We start from the raw sequence: 19,095 nt of genomic DNA, 5'->3' as shown, positions 1-19,095 counted from the left end.
GATAGCCGTCCGCCTTCCCGCTTCGTCATCCCGGCCTTGAGCCGGGATCCATTCCAAGCCCGTAGCGGCGAGGCGGGAGCGGTTGTGGAAGGACGCTTTCCTGAAACGTCATCGCGATGATCTCGCTGAGGCATGGATCCCGGCTCGAAGGCCGGGATGACGAAGCGGAAATGAGGTCAGCCAAGTTGCGAAGCTTGGACACGTTAATTTCCAGACGGCAGAAAGCGAATTCAGCCGCTTCCGATCCTCACGCATTCTCCGGCAGATAGATCCGGAAATCTGTGAGCACCGTCGCTACCTCGCCGTCCAGGCGGCCGAGAAGCCGCGCCATGGTCTCGACCGCCAGACGCGCCTCGAGCTCCGGCTGCTGGTCGATCAGCGCCGCGATCGCCCGCTCGCGCAGGAGCGCGCGGCGATCCTCGGTCAGTTCGTGCGTGACGAACACCGTCTCGCCGGCGCGCCCCAGGCGCCGCAGCGCCTCGACCACCGGTCGCGCCCCCGCCGACATGTGATAGATGCCCCGGATCGCCGGATCGGCGCCGAGCCGTTCGAGCACGAGATGGCCGGCGCGCTCGCCATCCTCGCGGCTCTCGGCGACGGCGGCGACCACGATGCCCGGATGACGCTCGGCGAGGATCGCGCGAAATCCCTCCTCCCGCTGCCGCTGCCCGGCGATGTCGCGCCGCCCGGCGATCAGCAGCACCCGGCCGCCCGCCGCGCCGAGGCAGAGCCCCATCAGGTCGCCGGCCACCCGCCCGGCCCGGCGATCGTCCGGCCCGACATAGGCGGCGCGGCCGCAGTCCGGCAGGTCGGTGGCGAGCGTCACGACCGGACGATGCGCCGCGAAGTCGCGCAGCGCCCGCCCGATGCGTGGCTCGTCCGGGCATGTGACGATCATCCCGTCGACCCGGCCCGCCTGCCGCCGGACGAGCGCGGCGATGGCGGCCGGATCGTTCGGATCGAGATGATGGACGAGGAACTGGAGATTCAGTTCGGCATGCAGCCGGGCGGCGAGATCGAATCCCGCCTGGAGCGCGGCGTGGAACGGATTGCCGGGCCCCTGGATCAGCACCGCCACCCGCAGCGTCCGGTTGGGCCGCAGCTGGAGCGCGCGGTCGAGGCGCAGGCGCCGCGCGGCGGCGAGGATGCGCGCCTCCTTGTCCGGAGCGACGCCGCCGCGCCCGTTCAGCACGCGGTCCACCGTCGCCACCGAGACGCCGGCCGCCGCCGCCACATCCGCCATCGTCGCCTTGCGCCCGGCCATCCTGCCCTCCCCGTTGAAGGGATTCCATCAAATCGGCGCTGAAGAAAGAGCGCGTTCCGGCCTATCGAAGGGCGGGAGGAGCCCGCCATGACGATCACCATCACCACCGCCCCCTGCTGCTGGGGCGTCGACGACGTGACGAATCCGAACCTGCCGCCCTGGGAACGGGTCTTCGACGAGGCGGCGGCCGCCGGCTATGGCGGGCTGGAGCTCGGCCCCTACGGCTATGTGCCGCTCGACGCGCCGCGCGTCGCGGCCGCCCTGGCGCGCCGCGACCTCTTCATCGTCGCCGGCACGATCTTCGACGACCTCGTCTCGCCCGGCAATCGCGAAGCCCTGCTGCGCCAGACCGACGAGATCTGCGCGCTCGTGACGCGGCTGCCGCAGCCGGAGCGCCGGCCCGGCCAGCGCTTCGCCACCCCCTATCTGACCGTGATGGACTGGGGCCATGACGAGCGGGACTATGCCGCCGGCCATTCCGACCGCGCGCCGCGACTGTCGGAGGCCGCCTGGGCCGGCATGGTGGAGAACATCCGCGCCATCGCCGCGCTGGCGCGCGACCGCCACGGCGTGCGCGCCGTGATCCACCCGCATGCCGGCGGCCATATCGAGTTCGCCGACGAGATCGCGCGCATCGCCGCCGACATTCCGCCGGACCTCGCGGGCTTCTGCCTCGATACCGGCCATAGCCACTATGCCGGGATCGACCCGGTGGAGCTGATCGAGCGCTATGCCGACCGGCTCGACTACATCCATTTCAAGGATATCGACCCGGTCGTCTTCGAGCGGGTGCTGGGCCGGCGCATCCGCTTCTTCGAGGCCTGCGCCGAAGGCGTGATGTGCCCGATCGGGCGCGGCGCGATCGACTATCCGGCGATCCGCGCCCTGCTGACGCGCCTCGGCTACGAAGGCTTCATCACCGTCGAGCAGGAGCGCGACCCGCGCCATGCGGGCGGCAGCCTCGCCGACGTGAAGGCGAGCCGCGACTATCTGACGAGCGTCGGCTTTTGAGGAGGACGGACCGATGATCCATGGCGAACGTAAGACGGCGGCGCCGATCCGCTGGGCGATGGTCGGCGGCGGCCGGGGCAGCCAGATCGGCTATATCCACCGTTCGGCGGCGCTGCGCGACCGGCATTTCGAACTGGTCGCCGGCGCCTTCGACCTCGATCCCGAGCGCGGCCGCGCCTTCGGCGCGGAGCTCGGCCTGGAGGCCGGGCGCTGCTACCCGGACCATGCGACGATGTTCGCCGAGGAGGCCGCCCGGCCCGACGGCATCCGGGCCGTGTCGGTCGCGACGCCCAACAACACGCATTACGCCATCACCAAGGCGGCGCTGGAACATGGGCTTCATGTCGTCTGCGAGAAGCCGCTCTGCTTCACGACGGCCGAGGCGCTGGAACTGGCGGATCTGGCGCGGGCGCGGGGCCGCATCGTCGGCGTCACCTACGGCTATGCCGGCCACCAGCTCATCGAACAGGCCAGCGCCATGGTGGCGCGCGGCGATCTCGGCGAGATCCGACTCGTCAATCTGCAATTCGCCCACGGCTTCCATTCCGAGGCGGTGGAACTGGAGAATCCCGCGACGCGCTGGCGCGTCGATCCGCGCTTTGCCGGTCCGAGCTACGTGCTCGGCGATGTCGGCACGCATCCCTTCTACATCTCGGAGGTGATCCTGCCGCATCTGAAGGTGAAGCGGCTGCTCTGCGCCCGCCAGAGCTTCGTCAGGAGCCGCGCGCCGCTGGAGGACAATGCCGTCACGCTGATGGAATACGACAACGGCGCCTTCGGCACGGTCTGGTCGAGCGCGGTGAATGCCGGCTCGATGCACGGCCAGAAGGTGCGGATCACCGGCGCCAAGGCCAGCCTCGAATGGTGGGACGAGCGGCCGAACCAACTGTCCTTCGAGGTGCAGGGCGAGCCGGCGCGGATCCTGGAACGCGGCATGCCCTATCTCCATCCCGAGGCGCTGGCCGACGACCGGATCGGCGGCGGCCATCCCGAGGGCCTGTTCGAGGCCTGGTCCAATCTCTACGACCGCTTCGCCATCGCCATGGAGGCGAGCGACCGGGGCGATACGGCCCGCCTCGCGGCCTTGCGCTATCCCGACATCGCCGCCGGCGTCGAGGGCGTGCGCTGGGTCGAGAACTGCGTCCGCTCGGCCGACCGGGGCGGCGTCTGGGTCGATTACGAATAGGCGGGGGCGCGCCGTCCCGTCGGGCTTTCGCGGAATGCTTGCGCCGCGCCTCGTTCTCCCGCATGGGAACCGGAGAGGCAGACAGGCGACTCCGGCGCGGTCGACGCGCCGGCCCGCCGCAATCGCAGGCGACCATGGTGCATTTCTCCGGCCCGAGACCAACCCATGCTTGAGATCCGCGCGCTCTCTCTTCCGGAGGTTTTGGAGTTGCGGCCTCGCCGGTTCGGGGACGACCGGGGCTTCTTCGCCGAGACCTACAATCGGGACCGTCTCGCCGAGGCGGGGATCGCGCTCGACTGGATGCAGGACAACCAGTCCTATTCGGCCGAAGCCTTCACGCTGCGCGGCCTGCACTATCAGGAGCCACCCTTCGCCCAGGCCAAGCTCGTGCGCGTCCTGCGCGGCCGCATCCTCGACGTCGCCGTCGACATCCGCCAAGGCTCGCCGAGCTTCGGGCGCTCCGTCGCGCTCGAACTCTCGGCGGCAGACTTCAACCAGCTCCTCGTGCCCGTCGGCTTCGCCCACGGCTTCCTGACCCTGGAGCCGGACACCGAGGTCTTCTACAAGGTCACCGCCCCCTATTCCGGCGCCCATGACCGCGCCATCCGCTTCGACGATCCGGCGCTCGCCATCGACTGGCCGCTCGCCGGACACAAGCCGGTGCTCTCGGCCAAGGACGCCGCCGCCCCCAGCCTCGCCGAGGCGAACCCGCCCTTCACATACGAGGACACCCGCCCGTGAAGATCCTCGTCACCGGCGGCGCCGGCTTCATCGGCTCGGCCGTCTGCCGCCACCTGATCGCCGACACCGACCACAGCGTCGTCAATCTCGACAAGCTGACCTATGCCGCCAGCCTCGCCTCGCTCGCCGCGATCGAGGCCGATCCGCGCTACCGCTTCGCCAAGGGCGACATCTGCGACCGCGCCTTCGTGCTCCAGCTCCTCGAAGCCGAGCAGCCGGACGCGATCATGCATCTCGCCGCCGAAAGCCATGTCGACCGCTCGATCGACGGGCCGGGCGACTTCATCCGCACCAACATCCTCGGCACCTACGAGCTCCTGGAAGCCGCCCGCGCCTATTGGCAGCGCCTGCCCGACGCGCGCCGCGCCGCCTTCCGCTTTCACCATGTCTCGACCGACGAGGTCTATGGCGACCTGCCGCTCGATGGCGGGCTCTTCACCGAGGACACGCCCTACGCCCCCTCCTCGCCCTATTCGGCCTCCAAGGCGAGCTCGGACCATCTGGCCATGGCCTGGCACCACACCTATCACCTGCCGGTGGTGCTCTCGAACTGCTCCAACAATTACGGCCCGTTCCACTTTCCCGAGAAGCTCATCCCGCTGATGATCCTCAACGGGCTGGAAGGAAAGGCGCTGCCGGTCTACGGGCGGGGCGAGAACGTGCGCGACTGGCTCTATGTCGACGACCATGCCCGCGCCCTCGCCCTCGTCGCGACGAAGGGCGAGCCCGGCCGCTCCTACAATATCGGCGGGCGCAACGAGCGCTCGAACCTCGGGGTCGTCGAGACGATCTGCGACACGCTCGACCGCCTGGCGGCACGCCCCGGCGCCGGCCCCCGGCGCGAGCTGATCCGCTTCGTCACCGACCGGCCCGGCCATGATCTGCGCTATGCGATCGACGCGACGCGCATCGAGACCGAGCTCGGCTGGCGGGCCGAGGAGACCTTCGAGACCGGGCTGGAGCGCACGGTTCGCTGGTTCCTCGCCAACGAGGCCTGGTGGCGCCCGATCCGCGCCGAGCGCTATGCCGGCACGCGGCTGGGCGCCGCCCCCGCCCCGGCGCCGAGCGAGAGCACGATCAAGAGCCCAAGCGCCGGCGCCGACGCGGGAGAGGCGCCGTGAAGCTTCTCGTCACCGGGCGGAGCGGCCAGGTCGCGCAGTCGCTGGCCGCTCTGGCCGGAACCGATCTCGAGATCGTCGCGCTGGGACGGCCCGAGCTCGACATCACCGACCGCGCGACGATCGAGGCGGCGCTCGCCGCCCATCGCCCGGACCTCGTCGTCTCGGCCGGGGCCTATACGGCGGTCGACAGGGCGGAAAGCGAGGAGGCCGAAGCCTTCGCCGCCAATCGCGACGGCGCCGGGCATGTCGCGGCCGCCGCCGCCGCGCTCGGCCTGCCGGTCCTGCATCTGTCGACCGACTATGTCTTCGCGGGCGATGCCGAGCGGCCCTATCGCGAGGCGGACCCGACGGGCCCTGCCAGCGTCTATGGGCGCTCCAAGCTCGCGGGCGAGGCGGCGGTGCTCGGCGCCAATCCGCGCGCCGCGATCTTCCGCACGGCCTGGGTCTACAGCCCCTTCGGCCACAACTTCCTGAAGACGATGCTGCGGCTCTGCGCCGAGCGCGACACCTTGCGCGTCGTCGCCGACCAGAGGGGCACGCCGACCTATGCGCCGGACATCGCGGCGGCCCTCGTCGCGGCGGCGCGCACCGCCCTCGCGGCGCCGGACGACCCGTCCTGGCGCGGCCTCTTCCATCTCGTCGCCCAGGGCGAGACGACCTGGGCGGGCTTTGCCGAGGAGATCTTCCGCCAGTCGGCGGCACGCGGCGGCCCGAGCGCCAAGGTCGAGCCGATCGCCACCGCCGACTACCCGACCCCCGCCCAACGCCCCGCCAATTCCCGCCTCGACAGCACGAAGTTCCAACAGGTCTTCGGCCATCAACTGCCCCCCTGGCAGACCGGCGTCGAACGGTGCCTCGAAAGTCTGGCGGCAGGGTCCGCTTGAGCGCGGCCGTCGAGACGAAGGACGCGGCCAAGGCGACGATCGCCGTCGCGATCACGGTTTACCGCCCGGACGGCCTTGCGCTCGAGGCCCTGGCCGCGCGCTTCCTGGCGGCGGGCTATCCGGTCTATCTCCATGTCGACGGGCCCGTCGGCGAGGCGATCGAGGCGACGGACCTCGCGCGCCTGCGGGCCCTGGCCGGCGCGCGGATCGCGCTGGCGCCGCGAAATGCCGGAATCGGCGCGGGGCTCAACCGTCTCGCCGAGGCGGCGGAGCGCGACGGCTGCAACCGCGTCCTCTTCTTCGACCAGGATTCCCTCCCGGCCCCCGACCTGCCGGAACGCCTTCTCCAGGCTTTCCGCGAATTGGAAGGGCTCGGCCTGCGGCCCGCCGTCGTCGGCCCACGGCCGGTCAGCCCGCCGGGCGGCGGTTCCAAGCCGCCGCGCTACCGGCGGCGCGACGGCGTGGCGAGCGTCGGGGCCTGCCGTCCGGTCGACTATGTCATCACCTCGGGCAGTCTCGTCAGCCTCGCCGCCTGGCACGAGATCGGCGCCTTCGCCGAGCGCTACCGGATGGACGCGATCGACGTCGAATGGGGGTTTCGCGCCTGGAGGCGCGGCCGTTCGGTCTGGGTTCTCGACACGGCCGAGATGCCGCATCAGATCGGCTCCGGCATCCTGCGCTGGGGCCCGATCGCCTTTCCCGACCAGAACCCGGCGCGGATGCGGACCTATGTCCGCAACCAGTTCGACATGCTGCGACTCGCCCATGTGCCGCTCGGCTGGAAGCTGCGGACGCTCGTCTACGTGCCGCTCCAGGCGGCCGTCTATGCGGCGAAATCCGGCCATGGCAAGCGCCGCGCCGGGCTCGACCTCTTGCGCGCCGCCTTCGAGGGCCTCGGCGGGCGCTGAGGCAGGCGCCCTGGAGGGCCTCCGCGCCTGCCCGTCCGCATATCCTGATCGAGGTCGCGAACCATCGAAGGCGCGGGGCGTTCGATCGGCGGAAGGAGACGCCCATGGACCGCTTCACCGGCGGCTGCACCTGCGGCCAGGTCCGCCTCGTGGCGACGGGCCGGCCCTATCGGGTCGGCCTCTGCCATTGCCTCAACTGCCGCAAGCATCACGGCGCGCTGTTCCACGCCTCCGCGATCTTCCCGGAAGACGCGGTGACGATCACCGGCGAGGCGCGCGACTATGCCGGCCGCTTCTTCTGCCCGCGCTGCGGCTCGTCCGTCTTCGCGCGGAGCGGCGACGAGGTCGAGGTCAATCTCGGTTCGCTCGACGCGCCCGATCAGCTGACGCCGACCTACGAGAGCTGGACCATCCGCCGCGAGGCCTGGCTGCCGCCTTTCCCGCTGGCCCACCATTACGAGCGGGATCGCGACGGAGGGAGCCGCACGGAATGAGCGGCGGCCGGGCTTATGCGTCGATCTTTGCTCACGCCGTTTCAGCTTCGTCATCCCGGGCCCGACCCGGGATCCATGCCTCCCGCAGAGTCGCATGGTTAAGGGTGGAGATGGGCGTCTTTCCGCATCGCTCTCGGCCTGTCATGACCGGCTTGGAATGGATCCCGGCTCGGGGCCGGGATGACGAAGCGGTAAGGTGAGTGCGTCCAGGCAAAGGCGTGGCGATATGAGTTTGCTACAAGCCTGAGACATTTTCGACCGGCCGCGCGATGCGGCTTGCCGGACCGAGCCCGCCGCCAATCTAGGAACGGGCCGCGCCGGAACTCCTCAGCCGGCGACCGAAACGCCGCGCCGAAGGACTCATGACGATCGAAGCCGGACGCATCCGTCGCCTGAACGAGGCCGAGCCGAATCCGAAGGGGCGCTACGTCCTCTACCTCATGCAGCAATCGATGCGCGCCCGCTTCAACCCGGCTTTGGAGCGCGCCGTCGCGGAGGCGAACCGCCTGGACCTGCCGGTCGTCGTCTGCTTCGGCCTGCTCGACGGCTCGAACGGCTTTCCGGAGGCCAATGCCCGGCACTACGCCTTTCTCCTCGAGGGCCTGCGCGACGCGGCCGGCCATCTCGCCGAGCGCGGCATCGCCTTCGTGCTCCGCAAGGCCTCGCCGGCGGCGGTCGCCGTGGATCTCGCGCGCGACGCCGCCCTGCTCGTCCTCGATCGCGGCTATCTGGCGATCCAGAAGCGCTGGTACGGCGAGATCGCCGATGCTGTGAGCGTGGCGCTCGTCCAGGTCGAGGGCGATGTGGTGGTGCCGGTCGACATCGCCTCCGACAAGCACGAGCACGCGGCGCGCACGCTCCGGCCGAAGATCCGGCGCCATCTCGGCGACTTCCTCGAACCGGTGCGGGCGGTGAAGGTGAAGCATCCGGCGACGAGGCTCGGACTCAAGAGCGAGATCGAGATCGGCGATCCGGCCGCCGTCCTTGCCGGCATGGTGCTCGACCGGACGGTCGGGCCGGTGAAGCGCTTCACGGGCGGCGAGAACGCGGCGAGAACGCGCCTCAAGGCCTTCGTCGGCGACGCCCTTTCCCGCTACGGCGCCGAGCGCGGCCGGCCGGAAGCCGGCGCCGCCTCGCATTTCAGCCCCTATCTCCATTTCGGCCAGATCTCACCCGTCGAGATCGCGCTCGCCGTGCGCGCGGCGAAGAGCGGCACGGCTGAAGACAAGGACGCCTTCATCGAGGAACTGGTGGTGCGGCGCGAGCTCGCCGCCAACCATGTCCATCACACGCCCGGCTACGACCGCTTCGCGACGGCGGTGCCGGACTGGGCGCGCAAGGCGCTGGCCGACCATGCGAAGGACGAGCGGCCGCATCGCTACAGCGAGGAGGACCTCGCCGAGGGCCGCACGCACGACCGCTACTGGAACGTCGCCATGGCGGAGATGCGGGTGACCGGCTTCATGCACAATCACCTGCGCATGTATTGGGGCAAGAAGATCCTCGAATGGTCGCCGAGCGCCGAGGAGGGCTTCGCGCGGACGCTGCGCCTCAACAACCGCTATTTCCTCGACGGGCGCGACATGAACTCCTTCACCAATGTCGCCTGGGTCTATGGCCTGCACGACCGGCCCTGGGCGCGGCGGCCGATCTTCGGCACGGTGCGCTATCAGAGCGAGAACTCGCTGCGCAAGATCGACGCCAAGGCCTATGAGCGCGACGTCACGCGGCTCTGCGCGGCGGAAGGGGTGACGGATCTGCGGTTCTGACGGGGAAGCGGAGTCCCGACATGCGAAAGGCGGCCGCGGGCCGCCTTTCCTGTCGATTCCGCGATGGGCTGCGCCTCAGCGGCAGACCCGCGTCGTCTTCACGATGCGCTCGCCATGCACATGGGTCACGACGCGCTTGGTGAAGCAGTCGTGGTTGCGCCGGTCCACCACGCGATGCGGCCGGTGCGGCGGGCCGCGATGATGGGTCGTCTCCTTGACGATGACGCGGGTCGTATCGGCCTGCGCGACACTGCCGACGGCGAGCGGGGCGGTGACGGCGATGAGGGCGGCGGCGAGAAGATGACGCATGGGACTCGTACCTCTTGTTCCGGTGCTGCTCCAACTGCTCCCGCCGCGCGCCCGTTCCGATCGGGCCTTGGCGGGAACGATAGCCGGGAGCGTAACGGACCGGCGATGAGCCGGGGCTGAAGGCACCGTTCATCCGGCCTTCAGGCGCCCGGCGGGGCGAGCGGTCAGAGATGCCGGGCGGCCATCCAGAGCGCCATGGCGATCATCATCAGGTTCTCGGTCAGGGAGACGAAGCCGAGCGGCACATTGGAGCCGCCGCCGACGCAGGCGCATTTCAGGTCGCGCCGGTCGAGATAGACCGCCTTGAACACGGAGACGGCGCCGATCGTGCCGATGAAGAGCGCGAGCGGCACGGAGGCCCATGTCAGCGCGCCCGCCACCATCAGCAGGCCCGCCGCGAGTTCGGCGAAGGGATAGACATAGGAATAGGGCACGACGCGCTGCGCCAGGAGATCGTAGCCGAGGAACATGCGCGAGAAGCTCTCGATGTCCTGGAGCTTCAGCATGGCGAGAAGGCACATGCTGAAGGCGACGAACCATTCGCCGGCGCGGATCGTGGCGAGGCTGCCGGTCGCGGCGAAGCTCGCGGCGAGCGCCATCAGGGCCGCGACGCCAAACACGGCGAGAACCGGCCGGTAGGACGTCGCCTTGGGATCGCGCACCGCAAGGCCGAAAGAGCGGCGCAGATCGTCGTAGCCGCCGACGCGCCGGCCCTCGATGAAGACCTGCGGCGTCGTCTTCACGTCATGCTCGGCCTTGAAGGCATCCTGCTCGGCGCGGCTGCGCAGCGGATGGTCCTCGACCTCGAAGCCGCGACGCTGGAGAAGATCCTTCGCCTTCAGGCCAAAGGGGCAGACATGCTGCGGCGTCACCATCCGATAGAGGACAGCCCGCTTCTTTGCCTCATAGGTCGCCATGCTTCGCATTCCTTCCGCAAACCCGCCGCCGACGCGTCGAAACGCCGCCGAGGGCGGGATCGATGCCGGGGACATGGGGCTTCCAGTCACTGGAAGGTCAAGGGTGGAAACGATCGATCGCATCCATGTGCGATCGGCGATCTTCCTCCGTTGAGGGCAGCGGCCGGACGCGAAGTCCGCCCTTCCAGCTGCTGCGAGACTCGAAGGCTGCCGCCTTCGCACCCCCCTCTGCCTGCCGGCATCTCCCCCTCAAGGGGGGAGATCAGGCTAACGGCATAGGTGAGTGTTCGGCATCGCGGCGGAGGCAGGAAGTGCGAGACCTCAACGCTGCGCAATCTCCCCCCTTGAGGGGGAGATGGGCGGCAGCCCAGAGGGGGGTGGCGAGCGACAGCGAGGCCCACCCATTCCACCGCCGCGACGATCGAAGGCTCGCGCCTTCGCACCCCCCCTCTGCCTGCCGGCATCTCCCCCTCAAGGGGGGGAGATCAGGCTAACCGCGAAAGATGCCGCAGCATCCGTCAGTGCGAATGCGGATCGACCGCGTCGCGCAGACCGTCGCCGAGGAAGGAGAAGGCGAGCACCACCATCATCACCGGCACCATCGGGAAGAGGAGCCAGGGATAGAGGGCCACGGCCTCGATGTTCTGCGCCTCCGACAGGAGCACGCCCCAGCTGGTGATCGGCGGGCGCAGGCCCAGCCCCAGGAAGGACAGAGCCGTCTCGGCGAGGATCATCGAGGGGATCGACAGGCTGGCCGAGGCGATGAGATGGCTCATGAAGTTCGGCAGGAGATGGAGCGCGATGATGCGCGAGGGCTTCGCGCCCATCATCACGGCGGCGGCGGTGAAGTCCTCCTCGCGCAGCGACAGGAGCTTCGAGCGCACCGCGCGCGCCAGGGCCGGCCAGTCGAGAAGGGCGAGGATGATGGTGATGCCGAAATAGACGAGGATCGGACTCCAGGTCACCGGCAGCGCCGCCGAAAGCGCGAGCCAGAGCGGCAGTTCGGGAATGGAGCGCAGCGTCTCGGTGGTGCGCTGCACCCACCAGTCGATCCGGCCGCCGAAATAGCCGGCAAGGCCGCCGAAGAACAGGCCGAGCATGAAGGAGATGGTGACGCCGACGAGGCCGACGGTCAAAGAGATGCGCCCGCCATGGATCAGCCGGCTCAGCATGTCGTGGCCGAGCCGGTCGGTGCCGAGCGGGAAGAGCGTGCCGCCCTCCGGCGGGCAGACGAGATGGAAGTCGCCCTCGATCAGGCCCCAGAACTCGTAGGGATCGCCTTGGCAGAAGAAGCGGATGGGCAGCGGCTGCGAACGGTCCTCGGTATAGCGGCGTTGCAGCGTGTCGAGATCGAGCGTCCCGGTCGTCTTATAGGTGAAGGGTCCGACGAAGCGCCCTTCGTGGAAGAGATGGATCGGCTGCGGCGGCATGAAGATATGCGCGGTGTTGCGCGTCTCCAGCCCATAGGGGGCGATCACCTCGGTGAAGAGGACGCTGAGATAGGCCGGCGCCAGGAAGACCAGCGCCAGCATCGCGATCCGATGGCGCCGGAAGCGCCACCAGATGAGCTGGCGCTGCGAGGCGCGCATGTATTTCTCGGAATATTTCGAGCCCTCCGCCATGGTCCGGCGGGGATCGAAGGGCGCCTCCGAGACGAAATGGGGCAGCGCGCTCACGCCTTGCGTTTCCTTTCCAGCCGGACGCGCGGATCGATCACCGCGAGAAGGATGTCGGAGACCAGCATGCCGGCGACGGTGAGCATCGCCAGGAACATCAGGAAGGAACCGGCGAGATACATGTCCTGGCTGCGCAGCGAGGAGAGCAGCATCGGCCCGGTGGTCGGCAGGCTCATCACCGCCGAGACGATGACGGAGCCCGAGACGATCTGCGGCAGGAGCGTGCCGATGTCGGAGACGAAGGGGTTCAGCACGGCGCGCAGCGGGTATTTGCGCAGGATGCGCCCTTCCGGCAGGCCCTTCGCCCGCGCCGTGACGACATAGGGCTTCTGCAGCTCGTCCAGGAGATTGGCGCGCAGGCGCCGGATCATGCCCGCCGTGCCGGCGGTGCCGATCACCACGACCGGCACGACGAGATGGGCGAGGAGCGAGCCGACCTTGCCGAGCGACCAGCCCTCGTCGACATAGGCCGGGTCCATCAGGCCGCCGATCGAGATGCCGAACCAGGTGTTCGACAGATAGAGGAGGATCAGGGCGAGCAGGAAGTTCGGCGTGGCAAGGCCGATATAGCCGAGGAAGGACAGGCTGTGATCGGCGGCGCTGTATTGATGCGTCGCGATATAGACGCCGATCGGGAAGGAGACGCCATAGATGAAGAGGACCGTCAGGAAGTTCAGGACCATAGTCAGGAACAGACGGTCGCCGACGACATCCGCGACGGGCAGCTGATATTCGAAGGAATAGCCGAGATCGCCGTGAAGGAGCCCGGCGACCCAGTTGACGTACTGGATCGGCAACGGCTGATCGAGGCCGTACTGCTGGCGCAGGAAGTCGATCTTCTCGCCGCTCGCATCCTCGCCCTGGGCCTGGAGGTCGGCGATATAGGTCGTGAGATAGTCGCCGGGCGGCAGTTGGATCACCGCGAAGACGAGGACGCTGATGACGGCGAGCGTGCCGATCATCGTCGCCACCCGCCGGAGGAGGAAGCCGAGCATCGCGTTAGATCCCTTGCAGCCGGGTCACGGCATGGCCGCCTGGCGTTGGTCCGGCTCGCCGAAGAAGAAGGTCTCCATGCGATAGGTGCCGAAGAAGGCGCCGGGATTCCAGTTGTAGACGCCGCGATCCGGCACGTTCTGGAGCTTCTTCGAGACGACGACGATATTGTCGATGCCGGAGACGATGCCGATCCTCAGCGCCTCGTCGGCATTGATGTCGAGCATCTCCTTCCAGATCGCCGTCCGCTCGCCCTCGTCGCTGGAAAAGGTCCAGCGCCGGTTGAGATCCAGGAGCTTCTGCGCCACCGGCAGGTCGGGCGCCGTGCCCATCGTGCCCTTGGTCTCGAAATGGCTGCCCCAGTTCGGCCATTCCGGCTGCTCGCCATTCGTCGGGGCGAGCTGGGCCGGGCTCCAGTCCGGCGTCGGCAAGCCGTTCTCGAGCCCCGTCCAGACCGACATCAGGGTTGAGCCGGCGGCGAGGCGGCTGGACAGCGTGTCACGCTCGGAAGGCTTGATCAGGAGCTTGATGCCGATCTTGCGATAATCCTCGGCGATGAGGCCGAGCACGTCGACCTGCTCGGTATCCTCGCCCGCCGTCTCGACCACGATGATCATCTGCCGGCCGTCGGGCAGGAGGCGAACGCCGCTTTCCTTCTCGGTGAGCCCGATGGAATCGAGCAGCCGGTTCGCCTCGTCGGGATCGTAGGCGGCATAGCGCGCCGCCCGCGCCGCGTCGTAGAGCGGCGAACCCTCCTGCGCCGTGTCGATCACCGGCTTGCCGAGCCCGTAGAAGATCGCCTGGTTGATGTCCTCGCGATTCATGCCGAGCGACAGGGCGCGGCGGAAATCGACATTCTGGAAGAGTTTGCGCCAGACCTCGTCCTTGGCGTTCAGATTGGGATAGAGCGTGATCTTGGAGCCCTTGCCGCTCGCCCAGCGGCGCACGTCGAAATCGCGGTTGCGCGCCGCCTGCCGCAGGAAGGCGTAGTTGTTGAAGACGAGATAGCTCGCCTGGAGATCGGCCTCGCCGGCGCCGGTCTTGGCGGGGATGAGCTTGGAACTGGCGATCGCCATCGCCACCTCGTCGAGATAGGGCAATTGGTGCCCCGCTGTGTCGATCCGGTGGAAATAGGGGTTGCGGGCGAAGACGAAGCGATCGGACGGCGGCTTGGTGCGCAGGACGAAGGGCTCCAGCGACGGCAGCTTCGGATCGGAATTCTTGTACATCTGGTCGTATTTGAAATGCAGCGCCACCCAGTCGCGCTGGCCGGCATCCTTCACCTTCTGCGCCAGCTTCTCGGCATCGACATATTTGGCGTGATACTTCTTCAGGTAATGCGCCGGCCGGTAGATGTAGAGCGGCTGCGGCCCGGCGATCGCCGGCAGGAAGAAGGGATTGGGCTTCGACCATTCGTAGCGGATGGTCTCGGCGTCGATGAAGCTCACCTTCGGCGGCTCGCCGTCGACCAGCATCTCGCGCGGCGGCCCGAAGGGCGTCAGCTGCTTGTTGCCGATCACGTCCTCCCACCAGTAGCGGAAGTCGTCGGCGGTGAAGGGCTCGCCGTCGGACCATTTGTGGCCGCGCCGCAGGTGGAAGGTGAAGACGCGCTCGTCCTCGACATCCACCGCCTTGGCGATGTCGGGCTGGAGCTTCTGGTCGGGCGTATAGCCGACGAGCCGGGCATAGCCGTAGACGACCATGCGGCGCGTGTCCTTCGCCTGCCCCTCGATCATGCGCAGCGAGCCGCCATAGTCGCCGACGCGCTTGCCCTCGGCGGCGAGATCCACCACCAAGGGCTCGGCCGGGATGCGCTCGGCGACGGGCGGCAGCTTGCCGCCCGCGACATCCTCCTTCAGCACCGGCGGCTCGATCATCTCGGCGCCCCAGGCCGGCGCGACGCCGAGAAGAAGACCGAGAGCGAGAGCGCCGCGCCTGAAGGCGGGTCCGAAGCTGAGTGCCTGCATCATGTCGCCCTCCTTCGCCGGTCCGTCAGTCCCGCGGCGCGATCAGATAATTGGCATGGCCCTTGTCGGAGAAGATGCGCTCGATCCCGTATCCGGCAAGCGCCAGCCAGTCGAGGAAGCGCGCCGTATTGGCATTCGCGATCTCGACGAAGATCAGCGGGCGGGCCCGCCGGATCGTGGCCTCGGCGCCGGCCAGGACCTCCAGTTCCATGCCTTCGACATCGATCTTCAGAAGGCCGGGCGCCTCCGTCAAGACGTCGTCGAGCCGCACGACCTCGATCGTCCCCTTGGGATCGTCGACGAGATGGGCGGCGCCGAGCCCGCCGCGCTCCGAGGCGACGACCCGCATGCGCCCCGGCGCGGCGCCGACGCCCTTGCCGAGCTGCGCGAGATCGACATTGCCGAGACGGTTGATCGCCACGGTGCGAGACAGCGCCAGCGCCGTGTCCGGCGCCGGCTCGAAGGGCAGGACGCGGGCCGCCCGCATCGGCCCGGCGAAGAAGACGGTGTGGTTGCCGGTATTGGCGCCGACATCGACCACGCGAGCGCCCGGCCCGACCCGCTCCTTGAGGATCGAGAGCTCTTCGGCCTCGAAGAACTGGCCGCGCGTCTGTTCGCGCTCGATGCCGGCGTTCCGGCCCGTATAGGGCAGGCGGTAGATCGTCTCGCCATGGCGCACCGGCAGGAAGACCGGCTCGGCCGCCAGCCGTTCGAGCACGGCGCGCCGCTCGTCGGCGTCCAGGCCCAACGGCTCGACCAGGGTTTCGGCGAGCGGCGCGGCGAGCTTGATGCAGCGCGCCCCGGTCCACAGCCGGAACAGCCGCTCGATGCGCGTCGCGCCCTCGTCGCCGGCCGCCAGGAGATCGGCGAGCACCGTCCGGCGGATGAAGCGCGGCTCGCCCACCCACCAGTGCAGCAGCGCGTGAGGCAGGCGTTCCGGCGCCTCGAAGGCGAGGCGCGACAGGCGCCAGACGGTGCCGCTCGCCGGGGCGCGGATCGCTCCGAAGACGGCGTCGAAGAGCGGCAGGGCGGGCGCGGCGAGCATCTCCGCCTCTTCCGCCAGCCTCTCGCCCGGCGCGACGAAGCTCAGCCAGTCGGCGCCCTCGGCTTCGGCGCGGCGGAGGGCGGCGCGCATCGCGGCGAGGTCGCCGAGCCGCGCCTCGACGCCGACGACATTCGGGACGGGGCGCATCAGACCGGCTCGAGCGCGGCCGGCGCCGGATGGAGCTTCGAGGGATCGACCGCGTCGAAGGACGGGCCGCGGCTGTAATTGTCGTGATAGGCGACGAGCGGCGCGTCGATCGCCGCGCTCGCATAGAGCCCGAGCTTGAAATAGGGCGCCTTCTCCTCGTTGCGGTAGCCGAGCGGTCCCCAGAAGCTGAAGAGCGGCTTGCCGTTCAGGAAGGCCTCGATCGCCGAGTCGCCCTCGCGCGACCAGCGGATGCGGAAGACGAAATCCATCCAGGTGCCGAGCGGCGCCGGCATCTCGTGGAAGACATGCGGATGGGCGGGATTGGCGGAGGCGACCTCGTCGAAGGCGCCGGTGAAGCGCAGGCGCCCGTCGCGGAAGCGGATGGCGAGCGGCGGCTTGCCGGAAGGCTCGCCGAGCCGCGCCTGGTCGTGCCATTGCGCCAGAACGATGCCGGTGCCGAGCGGCGGGGCGAAATCCGCCGGCAGGAGGGTCGAGAAGCCGTACCAGGTCTCGGTGTCGAAGGGCGCGTTGTACCAGTCGCGCAGTTCCGCCCGCCGGCCCTGGCTGACATGGTCGTCCGGCCGCAATTCGAAGCGGCAGGCCCTGGTGCCGACGCGCACCACCTCGCCCTGGACGCGGGCCGAATGCGCGCCCGCGAGGCGCCGGGTCGACCAGCCGGCCAGCGTTCCGCTCTCGAAGTCGAGATGGACGATCGGTTCGCCGGCCGGATCGGTGGCGAGCGACAGCGCGATCTCGCGATGCTCCTCGATCGTGCGGCCGCCGAGATCGGCGACGGGCGGCAGTTCGTGCGCCCGCACGTAGTGATCCGGGCCGATGCCGATCCAATGCGGCTCGCCCCGCTCGTCCGGCGCGAAGGGCGCTCCCCAGGCATCCGGCGAGGACTGGCGCGACAGGCTGATCTTCGAGAAGTCGAGGCGCTGCTTCGGGTCCGGCTGGGGCACCGCCGCCATCAGCGCCTTGGTATAGGGATGGCGCGGCGCGCGGAACAGTTCCTCGCGCGGGGCAAGCTCGACCAGCCGGCCGGAGGCCATCACCGCGATGCGGTCGGCGAGATAGTCCACGACCGCGAGATTGTGCGAGATGAAGAGATAGGTGAGGCCGAGCGCGTCCTTGAGATCGCGCAGGAGGTTGAGGATCTGCGCCTGGATGGAGACGTCGAGCGCCGAGACCGGCTCGTCGAAGATGATGAGCTCGGGATCGAGCGCCAGGGCGCGGGCGATGCCAATGCGCTGGCGCTGGCCGCCCGAGAAGGAATGCGGGTAGCGGTTCATGTGCGTCGCGTCGAGGCCGACGAGCCGCAGGAGCTCGGCGACGCGCGCCTTGCGCTCCGGCCGGTCGCCATAGCCGTGGATCTGCAACGGCTCGGCGATGATCTGCCCGACGGTGAGGCGCGGATTGAGGGCCGAGAACGGGTTCTGGAAGACATATTGCACGCGGGTGCGCCAGCGCCGCAGCGCCTCGCCTTCGAGGGCCAGCACGTCCTCCGCCCCGTTCGGCCCGCGCATCTCCACCGAGCCCTCGTCGGCGGGCACGGTGCGCACGATCATCTTCGAGAAGGTCGTCTTGCCGCAGCCGCTCTCGCCGACGAGGCCGAGGCACTCGCCCCGGCGGATGTCGAGATCGACGCCGTTGACCGCCATGGCGAGCGGCCCGGTCGAGCGCTTCAGCCAGCGCCGCTCGCTGCGATTGGTGAAGCCCTTGGCGAGGCCCCGGATCTTGATCAGCGGCTCGCCGGCGGCGCAGACGGCGGCGGCCGGCGCCTTGCCGCGCCGCGCCGTGCCGGCGACGTCCACCGCGATCTCGCGCACCGGCGTCAGCCGCTCGCCCGGCTCCATGCCGATGCGCGGCACCGCCTTCAGGAGGGCCTTCAGATAGGGATGGCGCGGATCGGCGAAGAGCGCCTCGGCCGGGCCGCTCTCCATGACCTCGCCGTGATAGACCACCACCATCTCGTCGGCCATGTTGGCGACGACGCCGAGATCGTGGGCGATGAGGAGGATGGCGGTGCCGTTCTTCTCCTGAAGCGCGCGCATCAGCTTCAGGATCTCGGCCTGGACGGTGACGTCGAGCGCCGTCGTCGGCTCGTCGGCGATGAGAAGCGCCGGCTTGCAGATCATCGCCATGGCGATCATCGCGCGCTGGCAGAGGCCGCCCGACAGTTCGAACGGATAGGCGTCGACCGAACGCTCGGGATGCTTGAAGCCGACCTCGCCGAGCGCCCGGATCACCGCCTCGCGCGCCGCCTTGCCGTCGATGCCCTCGTGCAGCTTCAAGACCTCGCCGATCTGGTCGCCGATCGTGTGGAGGGCCGAGAACGAGGTCGTCGGCTCCTGGAAGATCATCGAGATGCGCCCGCCCCGGATGCCGGCGAAATCCTTCGAGCGGGGTGACAGGGCCGCCAGATCGAGCTCCGGCCGGTTGCCGTCGCGAAACAGGATGCGGCCGGAGCGGCGGCGGGCGATGCCGGGCAGGATGCCGAGAATGGCCTGCGCCGTCACCGACTTGCCGGAGCCGGACTCGCCTACGATCGCCACCGTCTTGCCGGGCGGCACCCGGAACGACAGGTTGCTGACGGCGCGGGTCGTGCCGGCCATCACCTTGAACTCGACCGTCAGGTCCTCGACGCGCAAGAGATCGGTCAT

General features: G+C 69.2%; 16 protein-coding genes. 8 read left to right on the top strand and 8 right to left on the bottom strand.

Annotated elements, in window-relative coordinates; genetic code table 11:
- Nucleotides 1–247 precede the first annotated feature (247 nt).
- Entirely contained in the window at nt 248–1,264 is a 1,017-nt protein-coding gene (locus tag IEY14_RS19380; protein WP_188911531.1) for a LacI family DNA-binding transcriptional regulator, read from the bottom strand.
- 87 nt (nt 1,265–1,351) lie between these two features.
- On the opposite strand from IEY14_RS19380, the gene IEY14_RS19375 reads away from it, so the two are divergent.
- From IEY14_RS19375 to IEY14_RS19340, 8 genes are all read left to right on the top strand, one after another.
- A complete protein-coding gene (locus IEY14_RS19375) occupies nt 1,352–2,275 on the top strand; it encodes a TIM barrel protein (RefSeq protein WP_188911529.1) in 924 nt (307 codons plus the stop codon).
- Nucleotides 2,276–2,288: 13 nt separating this feature from the next.
- The gene (locus IEY14_RS19370) at nt 2,289–3,461 is read left to right on the top strand and encodes a Gfo/Idh/MocA family protein (RefSeq protein WP_188911527.1); all 1,173 of its coding nucleotides are present in this window, start codon (nt 2,289–2,291) and stop codon (nt 3,459–3,461) included.
- 165 nt (nt 3,462–3,626) lie between these two features.
- The gene (gene rfbC, locus IEY14_RS19365; protein WP_188911525.1) at nt 3,627–4,202 is read left to right on the top strand and encodes a dTDP-4-dehydrorhamnose 3,5-epimerase; all 576 of its coding nucleotides are present in this window, start codon (nt 3,627–3,629) and stop codon (nt 4,200–4,202) included.
- Entirely contained in the window at nt 4,199–5,323 is a 1,125-nt protein-coding gene (rfbB, locus tag IEY14_RS19360) for a dTDP-glucose 4,6-dehydratase (RefSeq protein ID WP_188911523.1), read from the top strand. Before rfbC ends, rfbB begins: the two co-directional genes overlap by 4 nt.
- Nucleotides 5,320–6,207 (top strand): dTDP-4-dehydrorhamnose reductase, encoded by an 888-nt coding sequence (rfbD, locus tag IEY14_RS19355; RefSeq protein ID WP_188911522.1) that lies wholly within the window; start codon nt 5,320–5,322, stop codon nt 6,205–6,207. Before rfbB ends, rfbD begins: the two co-directional genes overlap by 4 nt.
- A complete protein-coding gene (locus IEY14_RS19350) occupies nt 6,204–7,115 on the top strand; it encodes a glycosyltransferase family protein (RefSeq protein ID WP_188911520.1) in 912 nt (303 codons plus the stop codon). The genes rfbD and IEY14_RS19350 overlap by 4 nt, the downstream gene beginning before the upstream one ends.
- A 104-nt stretch (nt 7,116–7,219) precedes the next feature.
- Nucleotides 7,220–7,609, top strand: a complete 390-nt coding sequence (locus IEY14_RS19345) for a GFA family protein (protein WP_188911518.1) — start codon at nt 7,220–7,222, stop codon at nt 7,607–7,609.
- Between the two features lie 362 nt (nt 7,610–7,971).
- Nucleotides 7,972–9,378, top strand: a complete 1,407-nt coding sequence (locus tag IEY14_RS19340) for a deoxyribodipyrimidine photo-lyase (RefSeq protein ID WP_188911517.1) — start codon at nt 7,972–7,974, stop codon at nt 9,376–9,378.
- A 75-nt stretch (nt 9,379–9,453) separates the two neighbouring features.
- On the opposite strand, the gene IEY14_RS19335 is transcribed toward IEY14_RS19340, so the two are convergent.
- The 7 genes from IEY14_RS19335 to IEY14_RS19305 form a co-directional block, all read right to left on the bottom strand.
- Entirely contained in the window at nt 9,454–9,687 is a 234-nt protein-coding gene (locus IEY14_RS19335) for a hypothetical protein (RefSeq protein ID WP_188911515.1), read from the bottom strand.
- 164 nt (nt 9,688–9,851) lie between these two features.
- The gene (locus IEY14_RS19330) at nt 9,852–10,604 is read right to left on the bottom strand and encodes a MauE/DoxX family redox-associated membrane protein (RefSeq protein ID WP_188911513.1); all 753 of its coding nucleotides are present in this window, start codon (nt 10,602–10,604) and stop codon (nt 9,852–9,854) included.
- A 518-nt stretch (nt 10,605–11,122) separates the two neighbouring features.
- Complete coding sequence (locus tag IEY14_RS19325; RefSeq protein WP_188911792.1) at nt 11,123–12,226, bottom strand: ABC transporter permease; 1,104 nt, start codon at nt 12,224–12,226, stop codon at nt 11,123–11,125.
- Between the two features lie 50 nt (nt 12,227–12,276).
- On the bottom strand, nt 12,277–13,275 hold the full coding sequence (locus IEY14_RS19320; RefSeq protein WP_188911511.1) for an ABC transporter permease: 999 nt from the start codon (nt 13,273–13,275) through the stop codon (nt 12,277–12,279).
- Nucleotides 13,276–13,299: 24 nt separating this feature from the next.
- Complete coding sequence (locus IEY14_RS19315) at nt 13,300–15,243, bottom strand: ABC transporter substrate-binding protein (protein ID WP_188911509.1); 1,944 nt, start codon at nt 15,241–15,243, stop codon at nt 13,300–13,302.
- Nucleotides 15,244–15,265: 22 nt separating this feature from the next.
- Nucleotides 15,266–16,432, bottom strand: coding sequence for an FkbM family methyltransferase (locus IEY14_RS19310; RefSeq protein ID WP_188911506.1), 1,167 nt, complete (start codon nt 16,430–16,432; stop codon nt 15,266–15,268).
- On the bottom strand, nt 16,432–19,095 hold the full coding sequence (locus IEY14_RS19305; protein WP_188911504.1) for a dipeptide ABC transporter ATP-binding protein: 2,664 nt from the start codon (nt 19,093–19,095) through the stop codon (nt 16,432–16,434). Before IEY14_RS19305 ends, IEY14_RS19310 begins: the two co-directional genes overlap by 1 nt.

Source organism: Aureimonas endophytica, from assembly GCF_014642635.1.
Taxonomy (GTDB): domain Bacteria; phylum Pseudomonadota; class Alphaproteobacteria; order Rhizobiales; family Rhizobiaceae; genus Plantimonas; species Plantimonas endophytica.
This window is presented reverse-complemented; position numbering and strand designations above follow the sequence as displayed.

Excerpts from the sequence above, each read along its gene's own strand:
- rfbC (WP_188911525.1), top strand. The coding sequence starts at position 3,627 with ATGCTTGAGATCCGCGCGCTCTCTCTTCCGGAGGTTTTGGAGTTGCGG.
- IEY14_RS19340 (WP_188911517.1), top strand. The coding sequence starts at position 7,972 with ATGACGATCGAAGCCGGACGCATCCGTCGCCTGAACGAGGCCGAGCCG.
- IEY14_RS19375 (WP_188911529.1), top strand. The coding sequence starts at position 1,352 with ATGACGATCACCATCACCACCGCCCCCTGCTGCTGGGGCGTCGACGAC.
- IEY14_RS19305 (WP_188911504.1), bottom strand. The coding sequence starts at position 19,095 with ATGACCGATCTCTTGCGCGTCGAGGACCTGACGGTCGAGTTCAAGGTG.
- IEY14_RS19330 (WP_188911513.1), bottom strand. The coding sequence starts at position 10,604 with ATGGCGACCTATGAGGCAAAGAAGCGGGCTGTCCTCTATCGGATGGTG.
- IEY14_RS19325 (WP_188911792.1), bottom strand. The coding sequence starts at position 12,226 with ATGGCGGAGGGCTCGAAATATTCCGAGAAATACATGCGCGCCTCGCAG.
- IEY14_RS19380 (WP_188911531.1), bottom strand. The coding sequence starts at position 1,264 with ATGGCCGGGCGCAAGGCGACGATGGCGGATGTGGCGGCGGCGGCCGGC.
- IEY14_RS19320 (WP_188911511.1), bottom strand. The coding sequence starts at position 13,275 with ATGCTCGGCTTCCTCCTCCGGCGGGTGGCGACGATGATCGGCACGCTC.
- IEY14_RS19315 (WP_188911509.1), bottom strand. The coding sequence starts at position 15,243 with ATGATGCAGGCACTCAGCTTCGGACCCGCCTTCAGGCGCGGCGCTCTC.
- IEY14_RS19370 (WP_188911527.1), top strand. The coding sequence starts at position 2,289 with ATGATCCATGGCGAACGTAAGACGGCGGCGCCGATCCGCTGGGCGATG.
- IEY14_RS19335 (WP_188911515.1), bottom strand. The coding sequence starts at position 9,687 with ATGCGTCATCTTCTCGCCGCCGCCCTCATCGCCGTCACCGCCCCGCTC.
- IEY14_RS19310 (WP_188911506.1), bottom strand. The coding sequence starts at position 16,432 with ATGCGCCCCGTCCCGAATGTCGTCGGCGTCGAGGCGCGGCTCGGCGAC.
- IEY14_RS19345 (WP_188911518.1), top strand. The coding sequence starts at position 7,220 with ATGGACCGCTTCACCGGCGGCTGCACCTGCGGCCAGGTCCGCCTCGTG.